Below are 21,365 nucleotides of genomic sequence, written 5' to 3' on the forward strand. Positions count from 1 at the left end.
ATCAGACCGCCTTACCGGGATCGAAGGCGTCGCGAACGGCTTCGCCGATAAAAATTAACAACGACAGCAGGATCGCCACCGAGAAAAAGGCAGTGAGCCCAAGCCAGGGCGCCTCAAGATTATTTTTGCCCTGCAAGAGTAATTCGCCGAGCGACGGGGAGCCGAGCGGCAGCCCGAAGCCCAGGAAATCAAGCTCCGTCAGTACGGTAATCGAGCTGCACAGAATAAACGGCAGAAACGTCAGCGTCGCCACCATCGCGTTCGGCAGCATATGACGCCAGATGATGGCGCGGTCACTGACGCCGAGCGCCTGGGCGGCGCGGATATAGTCAAAGTTGCGGGTACGCAGAAACTCAGCGCGCACTACGCCCACCAGCGCCATCCAGCCGAACAGGACGGTTATCAGGAGCAGCCACCAGAAACCCGGCTGCACCACGCTTGAGAGGATAATAATCAGAAACAGCGTCGGCATGCCTGACCAAATCTCGATAAACCGCTGGCCAAAGAGATCGATTTTGCCGCCGTAGTAGCCCTGAATCGCGCCGACGGTAATGCCAAGGACGCTTGCGCAGAAGGTGAGCATCAGCCCGAAAAGCAATGAAATGCGCGTGCCATACAGAACGCGCGCCAGCACATCTCCGCCGTTGGCGTCGGTGCCAAGCCAGTTTTGCGCCGACGGCGGAGCAGGGAAGGGGTGATCCGACGCAAAATTAATCGCGGTGCCGCTAAAACGCACCGGCGCCCAGAGCACCCAGCCTTTTTCCTCCAGCCGTTGTTGCAGCCACGGATCCTGATAATCGGCAGGCGTGGCGAGCGGGCCGCCAAAATCGCTTTCGCTGTAGGAATGGATAAGCGGAAAATACCAGCGGTCCTGGTAATGCACCGCCAGCGGCTTATCGTTGGCGATAAGCTCGGCGCAGAGGCTTAACGCAAAAATGACCGCGAAAATCCACAGCGACCAGTAGCCGCGCCGGTTATGACGAAACCGCGCCCAGCGCGCCTGATTGACCGGATTCAGCCCTTTCATCCGCGCCTCTCGAAATCAATGCGTGGGTCGACAAGCGTATAGGTGATATCGCTCAGGATATTCAGCAGCAGGCCGACCAGGGTGAAAATATAGAGCGTGCCGAACATCACCGGATAATCGCGCGACACCGTGGCTTCATAGCCCAGCAGCCCAAGGCCATTCAGTGAGAAAATTACTTCAATCAGCACCGAACCGGTAAAAAACATGCTGATAAATGTCGCCGGGAAGCCAGCGATCACCAGCAGCATGGCGTTGCGAAACACATGACGCCAGAGGATCTGTTGCTCGCCCAGGCCTTTGGCGCGGGCCGTCACCACATACTGCTTGCGGATCTCGTCCAGAAACGCGTTGCGGGTGAGAATGGTGAGCGTCGCAAAGCCGCTAATGACCGTCGCCAGTACCGGTAGCGTAATGTGCCAGAGATAGTCGGTGATTTTCTGATACCACGGGAGCGTGTCGAAATTGGTCGAGACCAGCCCGCGCAGCGGGAAGAGATCGAACCAGGTGCCGCCCGCGAAAATGACAATCAGTAAAATTGCGAACAAAAAGGCGGGAACGGCGTACCCGGTGATAATCGCCACGCTGCTCCAGACGTCAAAGCGGCTGCCGCTGTTGACCGCCTTGCGGATGCCAAGCGGGATCGACACCAGATAGATAATCAGCGTGCTCCACAGACCGAGCGTGACTGATACCGGCAGGCTGTTTTTAATCAAATCAATGACCGACGCGCTGCGAAACAGACTGTCACCGAAATCGAAACGCGCATAATCCCACAGCATTTTCAGGTAGCGCTCATGCAGCGGTTTGTCGAACCCGTAGCGGTGAGTGATTTCGGCGACCACTTCCGGGTCGAGCCCGCGAGCGCCGCGGTAGTGGCTCTCGTTAACGTTCACCACGCCGTTTTGCGGTCGAGCGCTTTGCATCCCGCCGCCCTGTACGCCAGGTACGCCGCTACCGCTGCCAAACTGGATAGCCGCAAGCGCCTGATCCACCGGACCGCCGGGCGCTATCTGAACGATGAAAAAGTTAATTGTGACGATGGCCCAGAGCGTCGGGATCAACAACAGCAAGCGACGAAGCAGATAAGCGCCCATAACTCTCCTCAGCGCCGCGCTTCTGGCAGCGTGGCGGCTTTATTCACGTCATACCACCACGTATCAAAGCCAATGGTGTAGAGCGGGCTGGTGGCCGGGCGCGAGAATTTGTTCCACATCGCCACGCGATCCGCGGCGGCGTACCACATCGGGATCATGTAGTAGTTCCAGGTCAGCACGCGGTCGAGCGCACGGCCGAGCGGCAGCAGCTTCTGCTGGTTGCCCTGGCTGGCGATAATCTGCGCGATGAGTTTATCCACCGCCGGGTTCTGCACGCCGGGGGTATTCCACGAGGAGTCGATGTAGTCCGAGGCCCAGCTTATCTGTAAGCCGGTATCGGGCCAGGGCGCGGCGCGATAGAGCGTGGGCATCATGTCGAAATCGCGTTTGCGCAGCCGGTTGGTAAGCTGCGAATTATCGACCTGGCGGAGGGTCATGGTAATGCCCAGCCGTGCCAGGCTGTGCTGTAAAGGCAATACCCACTGGTTATTCCCTTGTGAGCCGAGCAGCAGTTCAAACGTGAAGGGCTTGCCCGTCTCGCGGTTCACCAGTTTGTTATTTTTAAGCTCCCAGCCCGCTTCTTTCAGGAGCGCCAGCGCTTTGATGAGATTCTCTCTGTCAAAGCCGTCGCCGCGCGACACCGGCGGCTCGTAGATACGGGTAAAAACTTCCGGGGGCACCGCTTTTTTCAGCGGCGCCAGCAGCGTGAGCTCATCGGCGTCCGGATAGTGGCGCGCAGCATAGTCGGTATTCAGGAAGTAGCTGTTCGGACGGCGCCAGGCGTTGTAAAACAACACTTTATTCATCCATTCGAAATCAAAAGCGAGCGAGATGGCCTCACGCACGCGGCGGTCGGCGAAGAAAGGCCGCTGAATGTTGAACGCCAGCCAGCGGGCATCCTGGGCGGTAGTTTTCTCGAACTCGTCTTTAACGATATAGCCACGGTCAAAATTGCTGCCGGTATAGCGCGTCGCCCAGTTTTTCGGGCTGGTTTCCGGGCGAAAATCATACGCGCCCGCTTTAAACGCCTCGAAAGCGACGTTGTCATCCAGATAATAATCGTAGCGAATGGTATCGAAATTCCAGCGGCCACGGTTAACGGGCAGGTTGGCCGCCCAGTAATCCTTCACGCGGGAATAAACAATGTACTGCCCCATGCGCCACTGGGTCGCGCGGTAGGGGCCATTCGCCAGCGGCGGCGAGGGGAGCGGATCGCCAAGCTTATGGTCGCGCCAGAATTTTTCGGGCATCACCGGCAGGGTCAGCAGGCCCAGCATATTTTCTTTGCCGGGTTGGGCCAGCTCAATGCGCACGGTCAGCGGCGCGATGGCTTTCATCGAAGCGCCTTTATAATAGAGCCGGAACTGCGGCACGCCTTCGGTCATAAATTTATGGAAGGTAAACGCGACATCTTTAGCGGTAATAGGCGAGCCGTCGTGGTTGCGCGCCTGAGGGTTTATCGTCACTTCCGCCCAGGAAAAGTCGTCCGGGTAGCGGATCATGTCGGCAATCAGCGGGTAGTAGCTGCCCGGCTCGTCGTCGGAACTGGTAAACAGCGAGTCGTAGAGCGTTTCCGTACGCACGCCAGGATTGCCGCGCAGCGCGTAGCGGTTGAAGTTATCAAACGTGCCGATGGCCGCCAGCGTGATGCTGCCGCCTTTCGGCGCCGCTGGATTCACGTAATCGAAGTGGTTGAAGTTAACGACGTACTTCGGCTCCCCGAGCACCGCCAGGGAGTAACTTTCATGAATGGTCTGCGCATGACAAACCGCGCTGAACATCAGAAACAGCAAAACGAACGCGCGTGCAATCATTGAGGTGGTGTGTCCTTCTCCGGGGCCTGAGCGGGCGCGGTAACAGCATGGCAGCATAATAAGGGAGCCGCGCGGGATTGTGAAATAGCCCTGCGTTATGCGTCGGCTTCTTTCATGCTGGCAGGCAAATCAGCGGCGCGCACCGGACGGCTGAAATAATAGCCCTGCAAAAAGTTTACGCCGCGCACGGTCAGCCATTTCGCTTGCTCCTGCGTCTCCACGCCCTCGGCCACCGTCACCATATTCAGGCGTTTCGCCAGGCTAATGACGGCATCAAGCACCGGCGAGGTGATCGTCTCTGTGCCGATCGCATTGACAAATCCGCGATCGATCTTCAGATAATCAAGCGTGAAGCGCTCAAGATAAATCAGCGCGCTGTGGCCGGTGCCAAAATCATCCACCGCGATTTCATGGCCCTGTTCATGCAGCCATGTAAAAAGATCCATCGCTTCTTCTTCGCGGATCATGTCGCGCTCGGTTATCTCAAACACCAGTTGAAAGTAATCCGGCGGCAGCGAGGCGTGCAGCTTCTGGATATCGGCTTTGAATTGCTCGGAATGAAGGTGACCGGGCGCAATATTAATGCCGAGCTTGGCGCCGGGCGGCAGCGACTGTTGCAGGCGCGGCACATCCTGAGCAATCAATTTAAACAGATGATGAGTGAGCGGGACGATAAGCCCCTGCGCCTCGGCGAAGCTGATAAAGGCGTCTGGCGGGATCATGCCGGCACTCGGGTGCTCCCAGCGCATGAGCGCTTCCACGCCGCGGATCTGGCGCGTGGCGGCGTCCACCACAGGCTGATAGACCACAAAAAACTGGTTGCGCTTGATGGCGCTGAGGATCTCGCGCCCGGATCGCGCGCGCAGCGCCAGCAGAATTACCGTCAGCGCGCCGCCCAGGACCCCGATTAATAGACCCAGCAGCAGCGCCAGATGGCGGTCTTCAGCGGGCATGGTGTCGCCATACAGGTAGAGTTTAAGCGGATAACCCTGCACGCTCTCGCTGCGCAGCGGCTCGGCGGGCAGTTCGTCCGGCGTCATTACTTTCCCGGAAAAGGTGGTCAGCGCCCGATCTTTCGCCACCAGCGCCAGACCGTTGAGATCGTTCTGCCGCGCGGTATAAACCAGATAGGGCGTAAGATTGACGTTAAGCGTGGTGACAATGCCACGACCTTCCATCAGCGGATTGCCGAACCACATCACGATAGAGGGTTTATCGGGCATCATCGGCGTGCCCGGAATAATGCTGATATCCACCGTTTTACGGGTATCGATATCCGGCACAAGGTCGCGAAGCGGCAGATGAAGCTTGCCGGTGGCGGAGGAGCAATAGGCGGCGCCGTCTCTTATCAATAAAAAGGCGCGCACGTTGACGTTAAATGCCGCGCGTGAGGTGAGTTCGGCCGACACGGCGCCGCATTCGGCGAGCGTCAGCGGTTGCAGCGCGTCGGCGGAGGCTTTCAGCTGCGCAAAATATGTATTGAGATAATGATGGATATCCCGCGCCAGCATGTCGTACTGGTTTTCCCGCTGCTGGTGCAGCCAGCCGCGGGCGGCGAGCGTAATCATCAACGTCAGGGCCAGCCCGGTCGCAATACCGACCAGAATAATTTTACGGGGCGTGGAGAGCGTTGATGCAAAAGGCGGACTGGATAACATCCTTTTTAGTTCCTGTGCGAGCAACTAGCGTGAAACCAGCTTAACAGACAATTCCGCGTAAGGTGAGGGGAAAGGGCGAGGCGGGCATCCAGAATCATAGACAAAAAAAACGCTGCATCAGCAGCGTTTTTTATCGTTCAGCGAGGACGATCAAGGGAAATCGTCATACCGGAATTAACTACGGCTCAGTACGCGGCGCGCTTCGTTATAGCGCTTCTTCCAGTAGGGTTCGTCCATATTGGAAATCATGACGCCACTACGTGTTGACGCATGTACGAACTGATTATTACCGATGTAAATGCCTACATGACGGCCGGTAGAGCCGGCGCGGAACAGCACCAGATCGCCGGAGCGCAACCGGGTACGATCGACCGGTTTGCCCATTTCCTGCTGCTCATACGTTGAGCGCGGGAGTTCTAAACCAAACTGTTCGCGGAAGGTACGCTGCACAAAACCAGAACAATCGATGCCCGTTTTGTTGCTGCCGCCGAGGCGATAGCGCACGCCTTTCCAGTCAGCGTATTGATCCATAATGCGGGATTTAACATCCAGCGTACGAACCATCTGTTCAAATTCATCCTGAGAGGCTTGCAGTAACAGCCCGTCGTTTTCACCTACTGCATGCGTCTCAGAATGCATGTTTTTTGCGGTATTGGTAGAGCTACATGCTGAAAGCAAAACTGCCACAGCGACTGCGGGGATAGCCCGCATGATATATCTCAGGATTGGTTGAGATTTGACCATTATGTATGTTTTCCCTTGAAGTCCTTAACGATAAAAATCGTTATAAAAAAAGCTAAACGTGCCGAGACTAATGAGCTCTGGGGGGTAAGACAATTCCTGGTGAGCTAAATTGTGTGTCAGTCCACACTTTTTATTTGCATTACCAATAAATGCCCTTAAACCGCAAAACGCTCCCGAGATTACCTTAACAAACCCCATATGGCGAGTGGTTTTAGTTATTTTTTTATAAGAAATTGTAATGCCCGTATAGCATTTGCAGAGAAAGGAAAAGGGGGCATGATTTGCCGTAAAAATAGACAACTTATTCATTTTTATGACGAATCTGTGAAAGTCTTGCGAAAAGCGTCAGGAGGGGAGTGCATATAAAATAAACAGGGACCCTTAACGATCCCTGTTGGTGATACAATTAATTTATTAATTAATTGTTATAAATTTGTTGTTTTTTGACCGGGCAGATGATTATTAAGCCAGGTAATTATTTTATCGCTAAGCGGCGTCAATAAAATCCACGGAAGACCAATAAAAATGATTGACAAAGAGCCAACGGCGATATCTGTAAACCAGTGCGCGCCAATCATCATGCGCGGCAGCGCGAAAACGCAGAATATCAACAGGCCAAGCGCGAAAGCTTTACCGCCGAAATAGCGCCACATAAATCCCGCAAATATAAGCAGCATCATGCCGTGGTCGCCCGGAAAACTGTCGGTCGAGGCGTCTTTGGTGGAAATCCCCACGACCTTACCCACCCGCAGGCTGTCTTCAAACGTCAGGGTTGGGCTCGGACGCGACACCGGCAACAGGTGGCCAAGCTGATTGAGCACAACCGCGGAAAGCAGCATCACGACGCCCATAATAATGATGTGGCGGCGGCCCGGCGGCGTAGCCTGACGCCAGTACCAGAGCAGCAGCAGACCCATCGCCAGCAGCGAGCAGCCGTCAAACGCGCGATTGTTAGTGATCGCCAGAAACCATAAAAAACTATGGCTGGTCGCAGCCAGGTGATTAAAAAAGTGGAAAACCCCGGCATCGAGGGTAAACCAGAAACCGGTCTGCGCCGGCGGATACCAGGAAAGAAACAGGACGGCGCCTGCGAGATTAAGCAGCAGGATCGTGGGGAAACGGGTATTGGTCATGGCAGTCTGAATATTCACAAAAGGGTAACGTTAAAGCGCCGTGTCTAAACGAAGCTTCAACAAGGCGGACTGAAGTGCGTTCCAGTCGGTTTCCGCCGCAGTGATCAGCTCAATCCGGCTGTCCGGCGGCGGAGCGCTCTGGGTTTCGATGTGCAGATCCTGTCCCTGGCGGTTAATACGCACCAGCCCTTCGGGAATACGCAGTACGCCTTTTACGCGCTCAGCCGGGGCGAGTCGCGCCCATTCCAGGATGCCGATAGTATCGAATACCGTGTCGGCATCAAAAATCCAGCCGCAGGCGTGATGCCCCTGTCCGCTATTAAGGCTGCGACGCCAGCGCTGATTGCCCGGCAGGCTCAGCGCGGCAAGGCCGCTGCGCGGCGCGTGCGAATGAGCGTGATGCGCGCTGGCGGGCAGTTCACGCAGGTTCAGACGGGGTTCATCGAGTAGCGCCGGGTCGATTTCGCCCTGGATAGCGAACACCAGTTCCCGGTCGGCGGCGTGTTCGTCGCGCCAGGCGTTCAGCGCCGCGAGGCTTGCCGCGTCGCTGCGATCCTGTTTATTGGCGACGATGATATCCGCCGCAGCCAACTGGTCGCGGAAATTCTCATTGGCGCTATATTTTTCATCCAGCAGCTGACGCGAGTCGAGCAGGCACAGCGTGGCGCGCAGGTCGATATAAGGCTCGTAAACCTCGGACGTCAGCATATCCAGGATTTGCTTCGGATGACCAAGCCCCGTCGGCTCAATCAGCAGACGATCGGGTTTGCCCTGGCGCAGCAGGGTATTAAGCCCAACCTGCATCGGCAGGCCATTGACGCAGCACATGCAGCCGCCGGGGATCTCTTTTAACAGCGCGCCGCTGTCGGCCATCAGCGCGCCGTCGATGCCCACCTCGCCAAATTCATTGACCAGGACGGCCCATTTTTCCGCCGGATCTTTATGCGCCAGCAGATGACGGATCGTGGTGGTTTTGCCGCTGCCAAGAAAGCCGGTAATGAGATTGGTACGGGTCACGTGCGCTCCTGATAAATATCTGACGGGAATAAATCATCAGGCGTCATTCTGGATAAAAATAGCGGGCATGAGAAGAGGCAACGCGGACGGGCAGGGGCCGCGTCCGCGTTAAAAGCATTCAGGGTTAAAAATCAGCGCCGCGCGAGCCGCGCAACCGCCTCTTTCGCGCCCAGGCGGCACAGCGACTGCCAGGCGGCGTTCAGCGTATGGATAAACAGCGGATGCTGCGGCAGATCCTCGCCGAACACCTCTTTGAGCGTCAGCAGCGCGCCGACGCGTTCGTCTTCGCTGCTTGATTGCACTAACGCCGCGATTTTTTCCGCGAGCGGATCGCGCACGTCGATGGACGCTCCGTTGTCATCCACGCCGCTCACGTAGCGCATCCAGCCCGCCACGCCCAGCGCCAGCAGCGACCACTCGCCGCCGTGCTGCAAATGCCAGCGTACCGAATCCAGCATACGCTGCGGCAGTTTCTGGCTACCATCCATGGCAATCTGCCAGGTGCGATGCTTCAGCGACGGATTGGCGAAACGCGTAATCAGGCTGTCGGCATAGCCGTTAAGATCTACGCGAGTGATGCGCAGCGTCGGCGCCTGTTCGCGCAGCATCAGCTGTCGCGCCGCGTCGCGAAAATGCGCGTCGTTCATACAGTCGCTGATATGAGCATAGCCGGCGAGATAGCCAAGATACGCGAGAAAAGAGTGGCTGCCGTTCAGCATTCTTAACTTCATCTGCTCCCACGGCAGCACGTCATCCACCATCTGTACGCCCGCATCTTCCCAGGCAGGGCGGCCCGCGACGAAATTATCTTCAATCACCCACTGAATAAACGGCTCGCAGCTGATGGCGCACGGATCGGCAACACCGGTCGCGTCGGCAATTTCCTGTAGTGATTCCGGCGTCGCTGCCGGCACGATACGGTCCACCATCGTGCCGGGAAAGGTCACGTTATCCGCGATCCATTGCGCCAGCGACGGGTCGCGCTTGTGCGCCATGCCGAGCACCGCTTCGCGCACCACATGGCCGTTATCAGGAATATTATCGCAGGAGAGCACGGTAAACGGGGCGTGCCCACGCTCGCGGCGGCGGTGCAGCGCCTCCACAAGCAGGCCGGGCGCGGAGTGCGGCTGGTGCGGGTTTTCAAGATCGTGCGCGATACGGCTGTTTTGGGTATCGAGATGGCCGGTCGCGGGATCGATGCAGTAGCCTTTTTCCGTAATGGTCAACGAGACGATAGCGACCTGCGGCTCGCAGAATTTTTCAATAATCGCGTCCATCCCGTCGAGTTTCGCATTGAGGCATTCATTCACAGCGCCAATAATAATAGCCTGATTACCGTCAGCGCCTTTTTCCAGCACCGTATAGAGATGATCCTGGGCGCGCAGCGCGCTCATCAGTTCATCGCCGCTGAACAGGCTAATCTCGCAAATGCCCCAGTCGCCGCCGTTCAGGTTAAGCACTCTGTCGGTCAGCAGCGCCTGATGCGCGCGGTGAAACGCGCCGAAGCCGAAATGCACGATGCGAGTTTGCAGGGTGCGGCGGTCGTAAGTCGGGCGTTGAACCGACGCGGGCAGCGTGGCGGAAGCGATATTATTCATTTCTCACATATCCTGATAACCATTATTTAACAAAACCAGTGTAAAGTTATATGACAGCAAATTGAATTGGTGTGCCGTAAATATCCGGGGATTGTGAGCTGGATCAATAGCGGCTCGCGTGCGGTTTGACGGTTCCGGCCAAACATGTATGGTAGTCATCATAGTGTTCCGCAATATTGGTATAACAACTTTTAAGGAGAGGGCGATGGAACAAACCTGGCGTTGGTACGGGCCGAACGATCCGGTATCGCTGGATGACATCAGACAGGCCGGGGCGACCGGCATCGTCACCGCACTGCACCACATTCCTAACGGCGAGGTCTGGCCGGTCGAGGAGATCAAAAAACGTCAGGCGGAGCTTGCGCAGAAAGGACTGACCTGGTCAGTCGTCGAAAGTATTCCGGTGCATGAAGATATCAAAACGCACTCCGGCCAGTACGATCGCTATATCGAAAGCTACCAGCAGAGCATTCGCAATCTGGCGGCCTGCGGCATCGATACCGTCTGCTATAACTTCATGCCCATCCTTGACTGGACGCGCACCGATCTGGAATACACGCTGCCGGACGGCTCAAAAGCGCTGCGTTTCGATCACATCGCCTTCGCGGCGTTTGAACTGCACATTTTAAAACGCGATGGTGCGCGGCATGATTACTCTGAGGATGAGCAGCGCCAGGCGCAGGACTATTTCAGCGCGATGAGCGAAGCGCAGATTGAGACGCTGACGCGCAATATCATCGCTGGTCTGCCGGGCGCGGAAGAGGGCTATACGCTGGATCAGTTCCGCGCCCGTCTGAGCGAGTACGACCATATCGATAAAGCCGCGCTGCGCGATAACATGGCGTATTTCCTGAAAGCGATTGTCCCGGTGGCGGAAGAAGTGGGCGTGCGTCTGGCAGTCCACCCGGACGATCCGCCGCGTCCGATCCTCGGTCTGCCGCGCATCGTCTCCACCATTGAAGATATGCAGTGGCTGAAAGAGACCGTCGACAGCATCTATAACGGTTTCACTATGTGTACCGGCTCTTACGGCGTGCGGGCGGATAACGATCTGGTGCGGATGGTAGAAACTTTTGCCGATCGCATTCACTTTACGCATCTGCGCGCCACCTGCCGCGAGGCGAACCCGAAAACGTTCCACGAGGCGGCGCATCTTTATGGCGACGTCGATATGGTGGCAGTGGTGAAAGCGATCCTGACCGAAGAGCAGCGCCGTAAAAAAACCGGCGATCTGCGCCCGATCCCATTCCGTCCGGATCACGGTCACCAGATGCTTGACGATCTGCGCAAGAAAACCAACCCTGGCTATTCGGCGATTGGCCGCCTGAAAGGGCTTGCGGAAGTGCGCGGCGTGGAGCTGGCGCTGAAAAAAGTGCTGTTCCCGGATTTGCTGTAATCGTCAGCACCGCCATAAAAAAAGCCCCGCGCTGGCGGGGCTTTTTACGTTTACAGGGCGGCGATTACTCGGCGCGGCCCATGTAGCGGCGCTCTGCGATATGCACGCGGATTTTCTCACCGGCGCTCAGGTACTCCGGCACCTGAATCACGACGCCGGAAGAGAGGGTCGCCGGTTTGGAGCGGGCGCTGGCGGAGGCGCCTTTGATGCCCGGCGAGGTTTCCACGATTTCCAGATCCACCGTCTGCGGCAGTTCAAGCGCCAGCAGCTGGCCGTCCCAGGTCAGGACCTGCATATCCGGCATACCGCCTTCCGGCATAAACAGCAGCTCTTCTTCAATCTGATCTTTCGTGAAGGTGTACGGCGTATAGTCTTCTTTATCCATAAAGACATACTCGTTGCCGTCGACGTAAGAGAAATCGACAAAACGACGGGTCAGCGTAATGGTGTCCAGGATATCGTCGCCTTTAAAACGCTCTTCCACTTTCTGCCCGGTACGGACATCGGAAAAACGCATTTTGTACAGCGTAGCCGCGCCGCGCGCGCTCGGTGACTGAATATCGATATCTTTCACAATCAGCAGTTTGCCGTTGTAATTCAGCACCATACCTTTTTTAATTTCATTCGCTCTTGGCATCGACGTGTCCTGTTAAGCTGGAATATGCAAAATATCGCGACAAGTTACTCGCGAGACACGCGGCAGGCAAGCGGAATTACGCACATTGCGAGGCAGGCCGAAAAAGCGGCGCGCGGCGAATTTTTAAGCCACAGGGCTGTACCGCGCGAGGCAAAAGGCTACAATGCCCGGCTTTCACGCGAGGAGCCGCCATGCCGATTTCCATCCGTCACGTCCTGCCTGAAGAAACGGCTATCGTTTATCGTCTGATCCCGGAGTTCGCCGGGCTACATGATGCGCAGACTATCCGTGAGCGTATCGACGAGCGCGTCGCCTGCGCCCTGGTGGCGTATGACGGCACTCAGCCGGTTGGCTTTAAGCTCGGCTATGAATCGGCGCCAGGCGAGTTTTACAGCTGGCTCGGCGGCGTCGTGCCTGCGTACCGACGCGACGGCGTGGCGCAGCAGCTGCTGGAAACGCAGGAATGCTGGGCGCAGGAAAACGGCTACCAGCGGCTTTACGTGAAAACGCGCAATCAGTTTCGCGCCATGTTGATGCTGCTGATCCGCAACGGTTACCAGATTATCGGGCTGGAAAAGAAGGGCGAGGCGGCAGACTACCGGCTGCTGCTGGAAAAATCACTGATCGACGCCTGAGCGTCGTCACGGAGAATGTATGGAATGTCGCCCCGACTGCGGCGCCTGCTGCACCGCAGCGTCGATCTCAAGCCCGATCCCCGGCATGCCCGACGGCAAACCGGCGAACACGCCCTGCGTCCAGCTTGACGAACGTCTGCGCTGTAAACTCTTTGGTTCGCCGCTGCGCCCGAAGGTGTGCGGCGGCCTTCAGCCTTCTAAAGAGATGTGCGGCGAGAGCCGCCACGACGCGATGACCTTTCTTATTCATCTTGAGGCGTTGACCGCGCCTTAAACATCCTTAATGCGCCACAAACACCAGACCGCGCCTGCGGTCATCGCCAGCGCCACGTAAAACACCGAGTGGTAGTTGAGAAGCTCCGCAATCACGCCCGCAAGCGAACCGGCGATGATCCAGCCCACGCGCGTGGTATTGGTGTAAAGCGTGGTCGCAGCACCCGCCTGGCCTGGCATCAAATCCTGAAAATAGAGCATGCCGATACCCGCCAGAATACCAATATAAATGGCGTTCAGCAGCTGTAGCGCCAGCAGCAGCGCCGGGCTGTGCAGCGTCAGCATTCCGAGATAAAACAGCACGCCCGCCGCTACCGCCACCCGCATCAGAAAGCGTTTGCCAAATCGACGGGCATAATAGCCCGCAATCAGCATCACCGGGATCTCAAGCCCGGCCGCTGCGCCCATCATCACGCCCGCCAGTTTTTCCGGCAGGCGCAGTTCGTTAATCAGATACAGCGGCATATTAATGATGTAAAGGCTGTTGGTGCCCCACATCAGCGTGCATACCGAAAACAGCAGCAGCGCGTCGCGCCGGTTGCGGCGCGGCGCTTCCAGGGGCGCGGCGGTGGCGAGCGGCTCTTTACGCATCGACGGTAAAAAGCACCAGACCATCAGCGCGCAGAGCACAAACGCCGCCGCCGCGCTGACATACATCACCTGAAAGCCAAAACCCATCGCCAGCGCATACGCCAGCGGCGGCCCTACCACCCAGGCGAGCGACACCTGCGCGCGCAGCACCGAGCTGAACATCACCGCCTCGCGCCCGGTGCGATCGGCATGCTCGCGCGCCAGCGCGAACATTTGCGGGTTGGCGGTCGAGCCAAAACTGCTCAGGAACACGCCGACAAACAGCAAAATGAAATAGTTGCGGTTCCAGGCGAACAGCAGGCACGCCAGCGCGCCCAGCAGGCAGCAGACGAAAATCAGGGACTTGCGATCGCCTTTGCGATCCGAGCGCCCGGCCAGGAACTGACTGACGAAAATGCCGATGATCGCGCTGCCGGTAAAAAAGAAGCCGACCATCGCCGGACGGGCGTGAACTTCTTCCGTCAGGAACAGGCTCAGCGTCGGGGTTTGCAGCGCGCCCGCGATACCGGTGAGAAAGGCGACAATCAGAAACGAGGCTGACGTGAAATCGAGGGGCCGTTGCGGCGCTGTGAGGGAGTCGTTTTGCATAACCTGGGCAGTGTCAATAAAGAAGGGGCGGAGTTTACGCCCCTTGTCATTATTTGAACAGATACCTGACGCCGTGACGCCACGAAAAATCAAAATAGCATTTCAGAATGATTCTGCCGCTTTGCTGAAGCGAGCTGAACGTTATCTGAAAAGTGCTGAAGCGGGGCCTCGCTGCGTTTAACTAAAGGATGAAATGTGCGGGATCTCTAATATTCAACACGTGAATAACGGCTTTTCTTGCGTGCAGCGTGCAGAAAATGCAGACTTTCTTGAAACGTTTCAGCGTTGTCTCGTTTTGCTCATTTGGCGGGGCAACGCTCTTTTTCTCACAACGGCTGAAACGATTCGGGTTCAGCAAGCGAGGAGACCATGTTCCAGTTATCTGTTCAGGATATCCATCCCGGCGCCCACGCCGGTGATAAAGAAGCAGCGATTCGTCAGGTAGCTGACGCGCTGGTGAAAGCGGGCAACGTCAGCGCCGGTTATGTTGATGGCATGCTGGCCCGCGAAAAGCAAACTTCCACCTTCTTAGGCAATGGCATCGCCATTCCGCACGGCACCACTGACACGCGCGACCAGGTGCTGAAGACCGGCGTGCAGGTGTTTCAGTTCCCGCAGGGCGTCGCCTGGGGCGACGATCAGGTCGCCTATGTCGCCATTGGTATCGCCGCCAGCTCCGATGAACACTTAGGTCTGCTGCGTCAGCTCACCCACGTGCTGAGCGACGACGCGATTGCTGAACAGCTGAAAACCGCGACCACCGCCGAAGAGCTGCGCGCTCTGCTGATGGGCGAGAAGCAAAGCGCGGGCATGAAACTGGATAACGACACCATCACGCTTGACGTTGCAGCCACGAGCCTTGTGACGTTGCAGGCGCTGAACGCCGGTCGCCTCAGCGAAGCGGGCGCGGTGGATGCTGAATTCGTGAGCCACGTGATTAACGCCAAACCGCTAAACCTCGGGCAGGGCGTCTGGCTTGCTGACTGCGCGCAGGGCAACCTGGCAAGCGCGGTCGCGGTAAGCCGTCCGGCGCAGCCGTTCACCCAGGATGGCGAAAGCGTCGGCCTGCTGCTGACCGTTGCCGTCGCTGACGATCAGCCGCTGCAGGTGCTGGGCCGCGTCAGCGAACTGCTGATCGCGAAAAAAGCTGACCGTCTGCTGAACGCCGACGCCGCCACGCTGCTGACGCTGCTGACCAGCGACGACGCGCCGGGCGAAGACGTGCTGAGCGCGGAATTCACCGTTCGTAACGAGCACGGTCTGCACGCGCGTCCGGGCACCGTGCTGGTGAACACCATCAAACAGTTCAACAGCGATGTCACCGTCACCAACCTCGACGGCACCGGTAAACCGGCTAACGGCCGCAGCCTGATGAAAGTCGTGGCGCTGGGCGTTAAGAAAGGCCATCGCCTGCGCTTTACCGCGCAGGGCGAAGATGCGCAGGCGGCGCTGGACGCCATCGGCGAAGCGATCAACGCGGGTCTTGGGGAGGGCGCAGCATGAGCAGACGTGTCGCCACTATTACTCTCAACCCGGCATATGACCTGGTAGGTTACTGCGCAGAGATTGAGCGCGGCGAAGTTAACCTCGTGCGGACCACCGGTCTGCACGCTGCGGGTAAAGGCATTAACGTCGCCAAAGTGCTCAAAGATTTAGGCATCGACGTCACCGTGGGCGGTTTTCTGGGTAAAGATAACCAGGATGGCTTTCAGCAGCTGTTCAGCGAACTTGGCATCGCCAACCGTTTCCAGGTGGTGCAGGGCCGTACCCGCATTAACGTCAAACTGACGGAAAAAGACGGCGAAGTGACCGACCTGAACTTCTCCGGTTTTGAAGTGACGCCTGCCGACTGGGAGCGTTTCGTTAATGACTCCTTAACCTGGCTTGGCCAGTTCGACATGGTGTGCGTCAGCGGCAGCCTGCCGTCGGGCGTTTCTCCGGAAGCGTTCACCGACTGGATGACCCGCCTGCGCAGCCAGTGTCCGTGCATTATCTTCGACAGCAGCCGCGAGGCGCTGGTCGCGGGGCTGAAAGCCGCGCCGTGGCTGGTGAAACCGAACCGCCGCGAACTGGAGATCTGGGCCGGCCGCAAACTGCCGGAACTGAAAGATGTTATCGAGGCGGCTCACGCGCTTCGCGAACAGGGTATCGCCCATGTGGTGATCTCTCTGGGCGCGGAAGGCGCGCTGTGGGTGAACGCGTCGGGTGAATGGATCGCCAAACCGCCGTCCTGCGAAGTCGTCAGTACGGTCGGGGCAGGGGATTCCATGGTCGGCGGCCTGATTTACGGGTTGCTGATGCGTGAATCCAGTGAGCATACCCTACGTCTTGCAACGGCGGTGGCGGCGCTGGCGGTCAGCCAGAGCAACGTCGGCATCACCGACAGGACACAGTTGGCCGCAATGATGGCGCGTGTCGACTTAAAACCCTTCCACTAACAGCAGGAGAGGCATAATGAAAACGCTGCTGATTATCGAGCCCGGGTGTGGACAGGCCCGCGCTTATATGGCGAAAACGCTGCTTGGCGCCGCCGCGCAAAAAGCACAGCTGGAATTAACCGATAACCCGAACGATGCGGAGCTGGCGATTGTTATCGGCAGTGCCGTACCGGCGGACGCATCCCTGAACGGCAAAAAGGTTTACCTCGGAGATATTAATCGCGCCGTGGCGCACCCGGAGCTGTTCTTAGGCGAAGCGAAATCTCACGCGAAGGCTTATACCGCGCCTGCCGCCGCGCCTGCGGCAAGCGTAAACGCCAGCGGCCCGAAACGCATCGTGGCGGTCACGGCCTGCCCGACCGGCGTGGCGCATACCTTTATGGCGGCGGAAGCGATTGAAACCGAAGCCAAAAAACGCGGCTGGTGGGTGAAAGTGGAAACGCGCGGCTCTGTCGGCGCGGGTAACGCGATTACGCCGGAAGAAGTGGCGCAGGCGGATCTGGTCATCGTGGCCGCGGATATCGAAGTGGATCTGGCGAAGTTTGCCGGTAAGCCGATGTATCGCACCTCGACCGGTCTGGCGCTGAAGAAAACCGCGCAAGAGTTCGACAAAGCGGTGGCGGAAGCGAAACCGTACCAGCCTGCAGGCGCAGGCGCCGTGGCGACGGATAAAAAAGAGCAGGGCGGCGCGGGTCCGTACCGTCATCTGCTGACCGGCGTGTCCTATATGCTGCCGATGGTGGTGGCGGGTGGTCTGCTCATCGCGCTCTCGTTTGTGTTCGGTATCGAAGCGTTTAAACAGGAAGGGACGCTGGCGGCTGCGCTGATGAAAATCGGCGGCGGCTCTGCGTTCGCCCTGATGGTGCCGGTACTGGCCGGTTATATCGCGTTCTCCATCGCCGACCGTCCGGGCCTCACGCCGGGTCTTATCGGCGGTATGCTTGCGGTCAGCACCGGTTCCGGCTTTATCGGCGGTATCATCGCGGGTTTCCTGGCCGGTTACGTGGCGAAGGCCATCAGCGGTAAAGTAAAACTGCCGCAGAGTATGGAAGCGCTGAAGCCGATCCTGATTATTCCGCTGTTCTCCAGCCTGATTGTGGGTCTGGCGATGATTTACGTGATCGGTACGCCGGTTGCTAAAATCCTGGCGGGCCTGACCGCGTGGCTGCAGAGCATGGGTACGGCGAACGCCGTCCTGCTGGGCGCTATCCTCGGCGCAATGATGTGTACCGACATGGGCGGTCCGGTGAACAAAGCGGCGTATGCCTTTGGCGTGGGGCTGCTGAGTTCTCAGGTGTATGCGCCGATGGCGGCGATTATGGCGGCCGGTATGGTTCCGCCGCTGGCGATGGGTATCGCCACACTGGTGGCGCGTCGTAAATTCGACAAAGGCCAGCAGGAAGGGGGCAAAGCGGCGCTGGTGCTGGGCCTGTGCTTTATCTCCGAAGGCGCTATCCCGTTCGCCGCGCGTGACCCGATGCGTGTGATCCCGTGCTGTATCGCGGGCGGCGCGCTGACCGGCGCTATCTCCATGGCGATTGGCGCGAAACTGATGGCGCCGCACGGCGGTCTGTTCGTCCTGCTGATCCCGGGCGCCATTACCCCGGTGCTGGGCTACTTGCTCGCCATCGTGGCAGGTTCGCTGCTGGCGGGTCTGGTTTACGCCTTCCTGAAGCGTCCTGAAAGCGAAATGGCGGCGAAAGCGGCCTGATGCTGATAACTCCCTGCTCCGGCAGGGAGTTTTTTTATCCCTTCTGTCACTCTCCGTTACACGCCTTTTTTGCCCTCTGCGCCGTTTACGTCAACACTTAACTCTTTGTATCGCTTAAAGGAGGACGCTGTGCTGCGCTCAATCGCCACGCTGTGTGTCGCCGGAACCCTGCCGGAAAAGCTGCGCGCCATCGCGCAGGCCGGTTTCGACGGCGTCGAAATATTCGAACCCGATTTCACGCAATGGGGCGAAAGCCCGGCGCGGCTGGCCGCGCTGTGCCGGGAGCTGGGCTTAACGATTTTTCTCTGGCAGCCGCTGCGTAACGGCGAAGGCGTACCGCCGCAAACGTGGCCGCAAACCCGCGAGCGCGCGTACCGCACGTTTGAGACGATGCGCGAAACGGGCTGTCGCTGTCTGCTGGCGTGCAGCAATCTGGAGGCGAACAGCAGCGCCGATCCGGCGCGGCAGACGGAGGATTTAGCGCGCCTCGCGGAGATCGCGGCGGAGTTTGACGCGCGGGTGGGGTACGAGGCGCTCGCCTGGGGCCGCCATGTGAACCGCTATACGCAGGCCTGGGAGCGGGTGAGAGCCGTGGATCATCCGGCGCTCGGCCTGGTGTTAGACAGCTTTCACGTGCTGGCGCGTGGGGATACGCTGGCGCCTGACGTCATCCCGCCGGAAAAAATCTTCTTTACGCAATTCGCCGACGCGCCGCGCAAGAATTTACCGCTTGAGGCGTGGAGCCGCCATTTTCGCACTTATCCGGGCGAAGGCAGTCTGCCGGTCGTCGATTTCGCACGTACATTAATGAACAGCGGATATCAGGGGCCGTGGTCGCTGGAAGTGTTCAGCGATGCGTGGCAGCAGGTGGGCCCCGAAGAGAGCGCCCGCGCCGGGTTCGCCTCGCTAAACTGGCTTGCGGCGCAGCTTGAAGCGCCGCGCCGCGAGGGAGAGACGTAATTACGCCTGCGCGCCGTCAGTTTGCTGGGCGTTCAGCCAGGCTATCTCTTCCTTCCAGATATCCGGATTAATGGTTTCCAGAATCAGCGGAATGTTGTCGAAATGCGGCTGCTGCATGATCCAGCGAAAGGGCGTAAAGCCGATATTGCCTTCGCCTAAGCTGTGGTGCCGGTCGACCCGGCTGGCGAAGGTGCTTTTGGCGTCATTCAGGTGCATGCCGCGCAGATACTGGAAACCGACGATGCGGTCGAATTCGGCGAAGGTTTTTTCGCAATCTTCTTCGGTACGCAGATCGTAACCCGCTGCGAAGGCGTGGCAGGTATCAATGCAAACGCCGACGCGGGATTTATCTTCCACCTGGTCGATAATCGCCGCCAGATGCTCAAAACGAAAACCGAGATTGCTGCCCTGGCCTGCGGTGTTTTCAATCACCGCCGTGACGCCTGCGGTTTTATCGAGCGCGATATTCACCGACTCGGCGATGCGCGACAGACACGCCTCTTCGCTTAACTGCTGAAGGTGACTGCCGGGGTGAAAGTTCAGCAGCGTCAGCCCGAGCTGCGCGCAACGCTCCAGCTCGTCGATAAACGCCGCGCGAGATTTCTCCAGTGCTTCCGGCTCCGGGTGCCCTAAGTTAATCAGAAAGCTGTCGTGCGGCAGGATCTGACCGGGGCCGTAACCATGCTGGCGGCAGGCGGCTTTGAACTCCTCGATGACGGCAGGCGTCAGCGCCGCCGCGCGCCACTGGCGCTGGTTTTTGGTAAACAGCGCAAAAGCTGTCGCGCCAATCTCCGCCGCGCGGGCCGGGGCGTTCGCCACCCCGCCCGATGCGCTGACGTGCGCGCCTGTAAACTTCATCGTTTTCTCCTGTCATACCCGCAAAAGGGGGAACGTTTTATCATAGCGGACAGAGCAGGGAAAGGCGTGCCGGTTTATGCCAGCAGATGCGTGACCGCGAGATTAATCGCGCCGCCGCCCACAATCAGCCAGGCGAAAAGCATCAGCGCCATCAGCAGCGGACGCACACCTGCGTTTTTCAGCGCGCTGACGTGGGTCGTCAGGCCAAGCGCCGCCATCGCCATCGCCAGCAAAATGGTGTCGAGCGTCACCAGCGTATTTACCACGCCTTGCGGCAGCAGATGGAGCGAGTTAAACGCCGCCACCACGATAAACAGCAGGGCGAACCACGGAATAGTAATTTTGCCCGCTTTCTCGCCGCCGCGCGGCGCGAGCTGTTTTACCCGGCCTGCCAGCAGCAGGAGGAACGGAGCCAGCATCATGACGCGCAGCATTTTGGCGATCACCGCCGCGTTTTCCGTCTCCGGGCTGACCGCATGGCCTGCCGCGACGACCTGCGCCACTTCATGCACCGTCGAGCCGATATAGACGCCGAAGGTCTGTTCGCTAAACCACGGCGAAAGCCACGGCCACAGCAGCGGGTACACAAAAATCGCCAGCGTACCGAAAATCACCACCGTCGCCACCGCCACGGTGACTTTGCTCGCCTGCGCTTTTACGACCGGCTCGGTCGCCAGCACCGCCGCGGCACCGCAGATGCTGCTGCCCGCGCCAATCAGCCAGCTGGTTTCACGGTCAAGCTTAAAGACTTTCTGCCCGAGCCAGCAGGCGAGGGTAAACGTGCTGCCGAGCGTGAGGATGTCCACCAGAATGCCGCTGGCGCCCACATCGGCTATCTGCCAGAAGGTGAGACGAAAACCGTAGAGAATAATGCCAAGGCGCAGCAGATGCTGTTTGGCGAACAGCACGCCGCCGTCGCAGTGGGTGTGGATTTTCGGGTACAGCGTGTTGCCGATAATCATCCCGCCGAGAATGGCGACGGTCAGCGCGCTGAAGCCCGCATTCCCGACGGCGGGAATAGCGCCGATCCAAAGGGCGGCGGCCGTCAGCAGCCCGGTCAGCGCCAGGCCCGGCAAAAAATGCATAAGCCCATGATGGCGGTCAGAAAAAGTCAGTGTGGTCATAGCGTCCTCCTGTTATGGAATAAGCTTATGCCTTTCTGGTATAAAATTAAAATTGATTATATATTTATA

The 21,365-nt window shown here is 58.3% G+C and carries 19 protein-coding genes; 7 read left to right on the top strand and 12 right to left on the bottom strand.

What is annotated here, in order from left to right:
- Position 1 precedes the first annotated feature (1 nt).
- The 8 genes from AACV31_RS01075 to AACV31_RS01110 form a co-directional block, all read right to left on the bottom strand.
- A complete protein-coding gene (locus tag AACV31_RS01075; RefSeq protein WP_075197651.1) occupies positions 2 to 1,027 on the bottom strand; it encodes an ABC transporter permease in 1,026 nt (341 codons plus the stop codon).
- On the bottom strand, positions 1,024 to 2,121 hold the full coding sequence (locus tag AACV31_RS01080; RefSeq protein ID WP_007762620.1) for a microcin C ABC transporter permease YejB: 1,098 nt from the start codon (positions 2,119 to 2,121) through the stop codon (positions 1,024 to 1,026). Before AACV31_RS01080 ends, AACV31_RS01075 begins: the two co-directional genes overlap by 4 nt.
- A gap of 8 nt (positions 2,122 to 2,129) precedes the next feature.
- Complete coding sequence (locus AACV31_RS01085) at positions 2,130 to 3,935, bottom strand: extracellular solute-binding protein (RefSeq protein ID WP_165154774.1); 1,806 nt, start codon at positions 3,933 to 3,935, stop codon at positions 2,130 to 2,132.
- Between the two features lie 95 nt (positions 3,936 to 4,030).
- On the bottom strand, positions 4,031 to 5,593 hold the full coding sequence (locus AACV31_RS01090; protein ID WP_165154772.1) for a cyclic di-GMP phosphodiesterase: 1,563 nt from the start codon (positions 5,591 to 5,593) through the stop codon (positions 4,031 to 4,033).
- 174 nt (positions 5,594 to 5,767) lie between these two features.
- The gene (gene mepS / locus AACV31_RS01095; protein ID WP_032806623.1) at positions 5,768 to 6,337 is read right to left on the bottom strand and encodes a bifunctional murein DD-endopeptidase/murein LD-carboxypeptidase; all 570 of its coding nucleotides are present in this window, start codon (positions 6,335 to 6,337) and stop codon (positions 5,768 to 5,770) included.
- A gap of 425 nt (positions 6,338 to 6,762) precedes the next feature.
- Positions 6,763 to 7,470 carry a phosphatase PAP2 family protein gene (locus tag AACV31_RS01100; RefSeq protein ID WP_165154997.1) on the bottom strand — a complete coding sequence of 236 codons (708 nt, stop codon included), beginning with the start codon at positions 7,468 to 7,470 and terminating at the stop codon, positions 6,763 to 6,765.
- 30 nt (positions 7,471 to 7,500) lie between these two features.
- Entirely contained in the window at positions 7,501 to 8,487 is a 987-nt protein-coding gene (locus AACV31_RS01105; RefSeq protein ID WP_165154770.1) for a CobW family GTP-binding protein, read from the bottom strand.
- Positions 8,488 to 8,618: 131 nt separating this feature from the next.
- Positions 8,619 to 10,085: a mannitol dehydrogenase family protein gene (locus AACV31_RS01110; protein WP_165154768.1), complete on the bottom strand. Its 1,467-nt coding sequence runs from the start codon at positions 10,083 to 10,085 to the stop codon at positions 8,619 to 8,621.
- 205 nt (positions 10,086 to 10,290) lie between these two features.
- Here AACV31_RS01110 and uxuA point away from each other — a divergent pair, with 205 nt between their 5' ends.
- Positions 10,291 to 11,481, top strand: coding sequence for a mannonate dehydratase (gene uxuA, locus AACV31_RS01115; protein WP_165154766.1), 1,191 nt, complete (start codon positions 10,291 to 10,293; stop codon positions 11,479 to 11,481).
- 64 nt (positions 11,482 to 11,545) lie between these two features.
- Here uxuA and yeiP read toward each other — a convergent pair whose 3' ends face one another.
- On the bottom strand, positions 11,546 to 12,118 hold the full coding sequence (yeiP, locus tag AACV31_RS01120; RefSeq protein ID WP_015741863.1) for an elongation factor P-like protein YeiP: 573 nt from the start codon (positions 12,116 to 12,118) through the stop codon (positions 11,546 to 11,548).
- Positions 12,119 to 12,309: 191 nt separating this feature from the next.
- On the opposite strand from yeiP, the gene AACV31_RS01125 reads away from it, so the two are divergent.
- The gene (locus AACV31_RS01125) at positions 12,310 to 12,753 is read left to right on the top strand and encodes a GNAT family N-acetyltransferase (RefSeq protein WP_165154764.1); all 444 of its coding nucleotides are present in this window, start codon (positions 12,310 to 12,312) and stop codon (positions 12,751 to 12,753) included.
- A 19-nt stretch (positions 12,754 to 12,772) separates the two neighbouring features.
- Positions 12,773 to 13,027, top strand: a complete 255-nt coding sequence (locus AACV31_RS01130; protein ID WP_007762605.1) for a YkgJ family cysteine cluster protein — start codon at positions 12,773 to 12,775, stop codon at positions 13,025 to 13,027.
- Here AACV31_RS01130 and setB read toward each other — a convergent pair.
- On the bottom strand, positions 13,024 to 14,205 hold the full coding sequence (setB, locus tag AACV31_RS01135; RefSeq protein WP_015741861.1) for a sugar efflux transporter SetB: 1,182 nt from the start codon (positions 14,203 to 14,205) through the stop codon (positions 13,024 to 13,026). The genes AACV31_RS01130 and setB overlap by 4 nt on opposite strands.
- Before the next feature lie 369 nt (positions 14,206 to 14,574).
- Here setB and fruB point away from each other — a divergent pair, with 369 nt between their 5' ends.
- The 4 genes from fruB to AACV31_RS01155 all read left to right on the top strand — a co-directional run bounded on the left by fruB (position 14,575) and on the right by AACV31_RS01155 (position 19,314).
- Positions 14,575 to 15,708, top strand: coding sequence for a fused PTS fructose transporter subunit IIA/HPr protein (fruB, locus tag AACV31_RS01140; RefSeq protein ID WP_165154762.1), 1,134 nt, complete (start codon positions 14,575 to 14,577; stop codon positions 15,706 to 15,708).
- Complete coding sequence (gene fruK, locus AACV31_RS01145) at positions 15,705 to 16,643, top strand: 1-phosphofructokinase (protein WP_007750403.1); 939 nt, start codon at positions 15,705 to 15,707, stop codon at positions 16,641 to 16,643. The genes fruB and fruK overlap by 4 nt, the downstream gene beginning before the upstream one ends.
- A 16-nt stretch (positions 16,644 to 16,659) precedes the next feature.
- The gene (gene fruA / locus AACV31_RS01150) at positions 16,660 to 18,354 is read left to right on the top strand and encodes a PTS fructose transporter subunit IIBC (RefSeq protein WP_165154760.1); all 1,695 of its coding nucleotides are present in this window, start codon (positions 16,660 to 16,662) and stop codon (positions 18,352 to 18,354) included.
- Between the two features lie 129 nt (positions 18,355 to 18,483).
- Positions 18,484 to 19,314 (top strand): sugar phosphate isomerase/epimerase family protein, encoded by an 831-nt coding sequence (locus tag AACV31_RS01155; protein WP_165154758.1) that lies wholly within the window; start codon positions 18,484 to 18,486, stop codon positions 19,312 to 19,314.
- Here the strand turns inward: AACV31_RS01155 and nfo are convergent, their stop codons facing one another.
- Both nfo and AACV31_RS01165 read right to left on the bottom strand, forming a co-directional pair.
- Positions 19,315 to 20,172: a deoxyribonuclease IV gene (nfo, locus tag AACV31_RS01160; RefSeq protein WP_165154756.1), complete on the bottom strand. Its 858-nt coding sequence runs from the start codon at positions 20,170 to 20,172 to the stop codon at positions 19,315 to 19,317.
- A 74-nt stretch (positions 20,173 to 20,246) separates the two neighbouring features.
- Positions 20,247 to 21,296: a YeiH family putative sulfate export transporter gene (locus AACV31_RS01165; protein WP_075197662.1), complete on the bottom strand. Its 1,050-nt coding sequence runs from the start codon at positions 21,294 to 21,296 to the stop codon at positions 20,247 to 20,249.
- Positions 21,297 to 21,365 lie beyond the last annotated feature (69 nt).

It is taken from the genome of Cronobacter sp. EKM101R, from assembly GCF_963888145.1.
In the GTDB taxonomy this organism is placed as follows: Bacteria; Pseudomonadota; Gammaproteobacteria; order Enterobacterales; family Enterobacteriaceae; genus Cronobacter; species Cronobacter turicensis.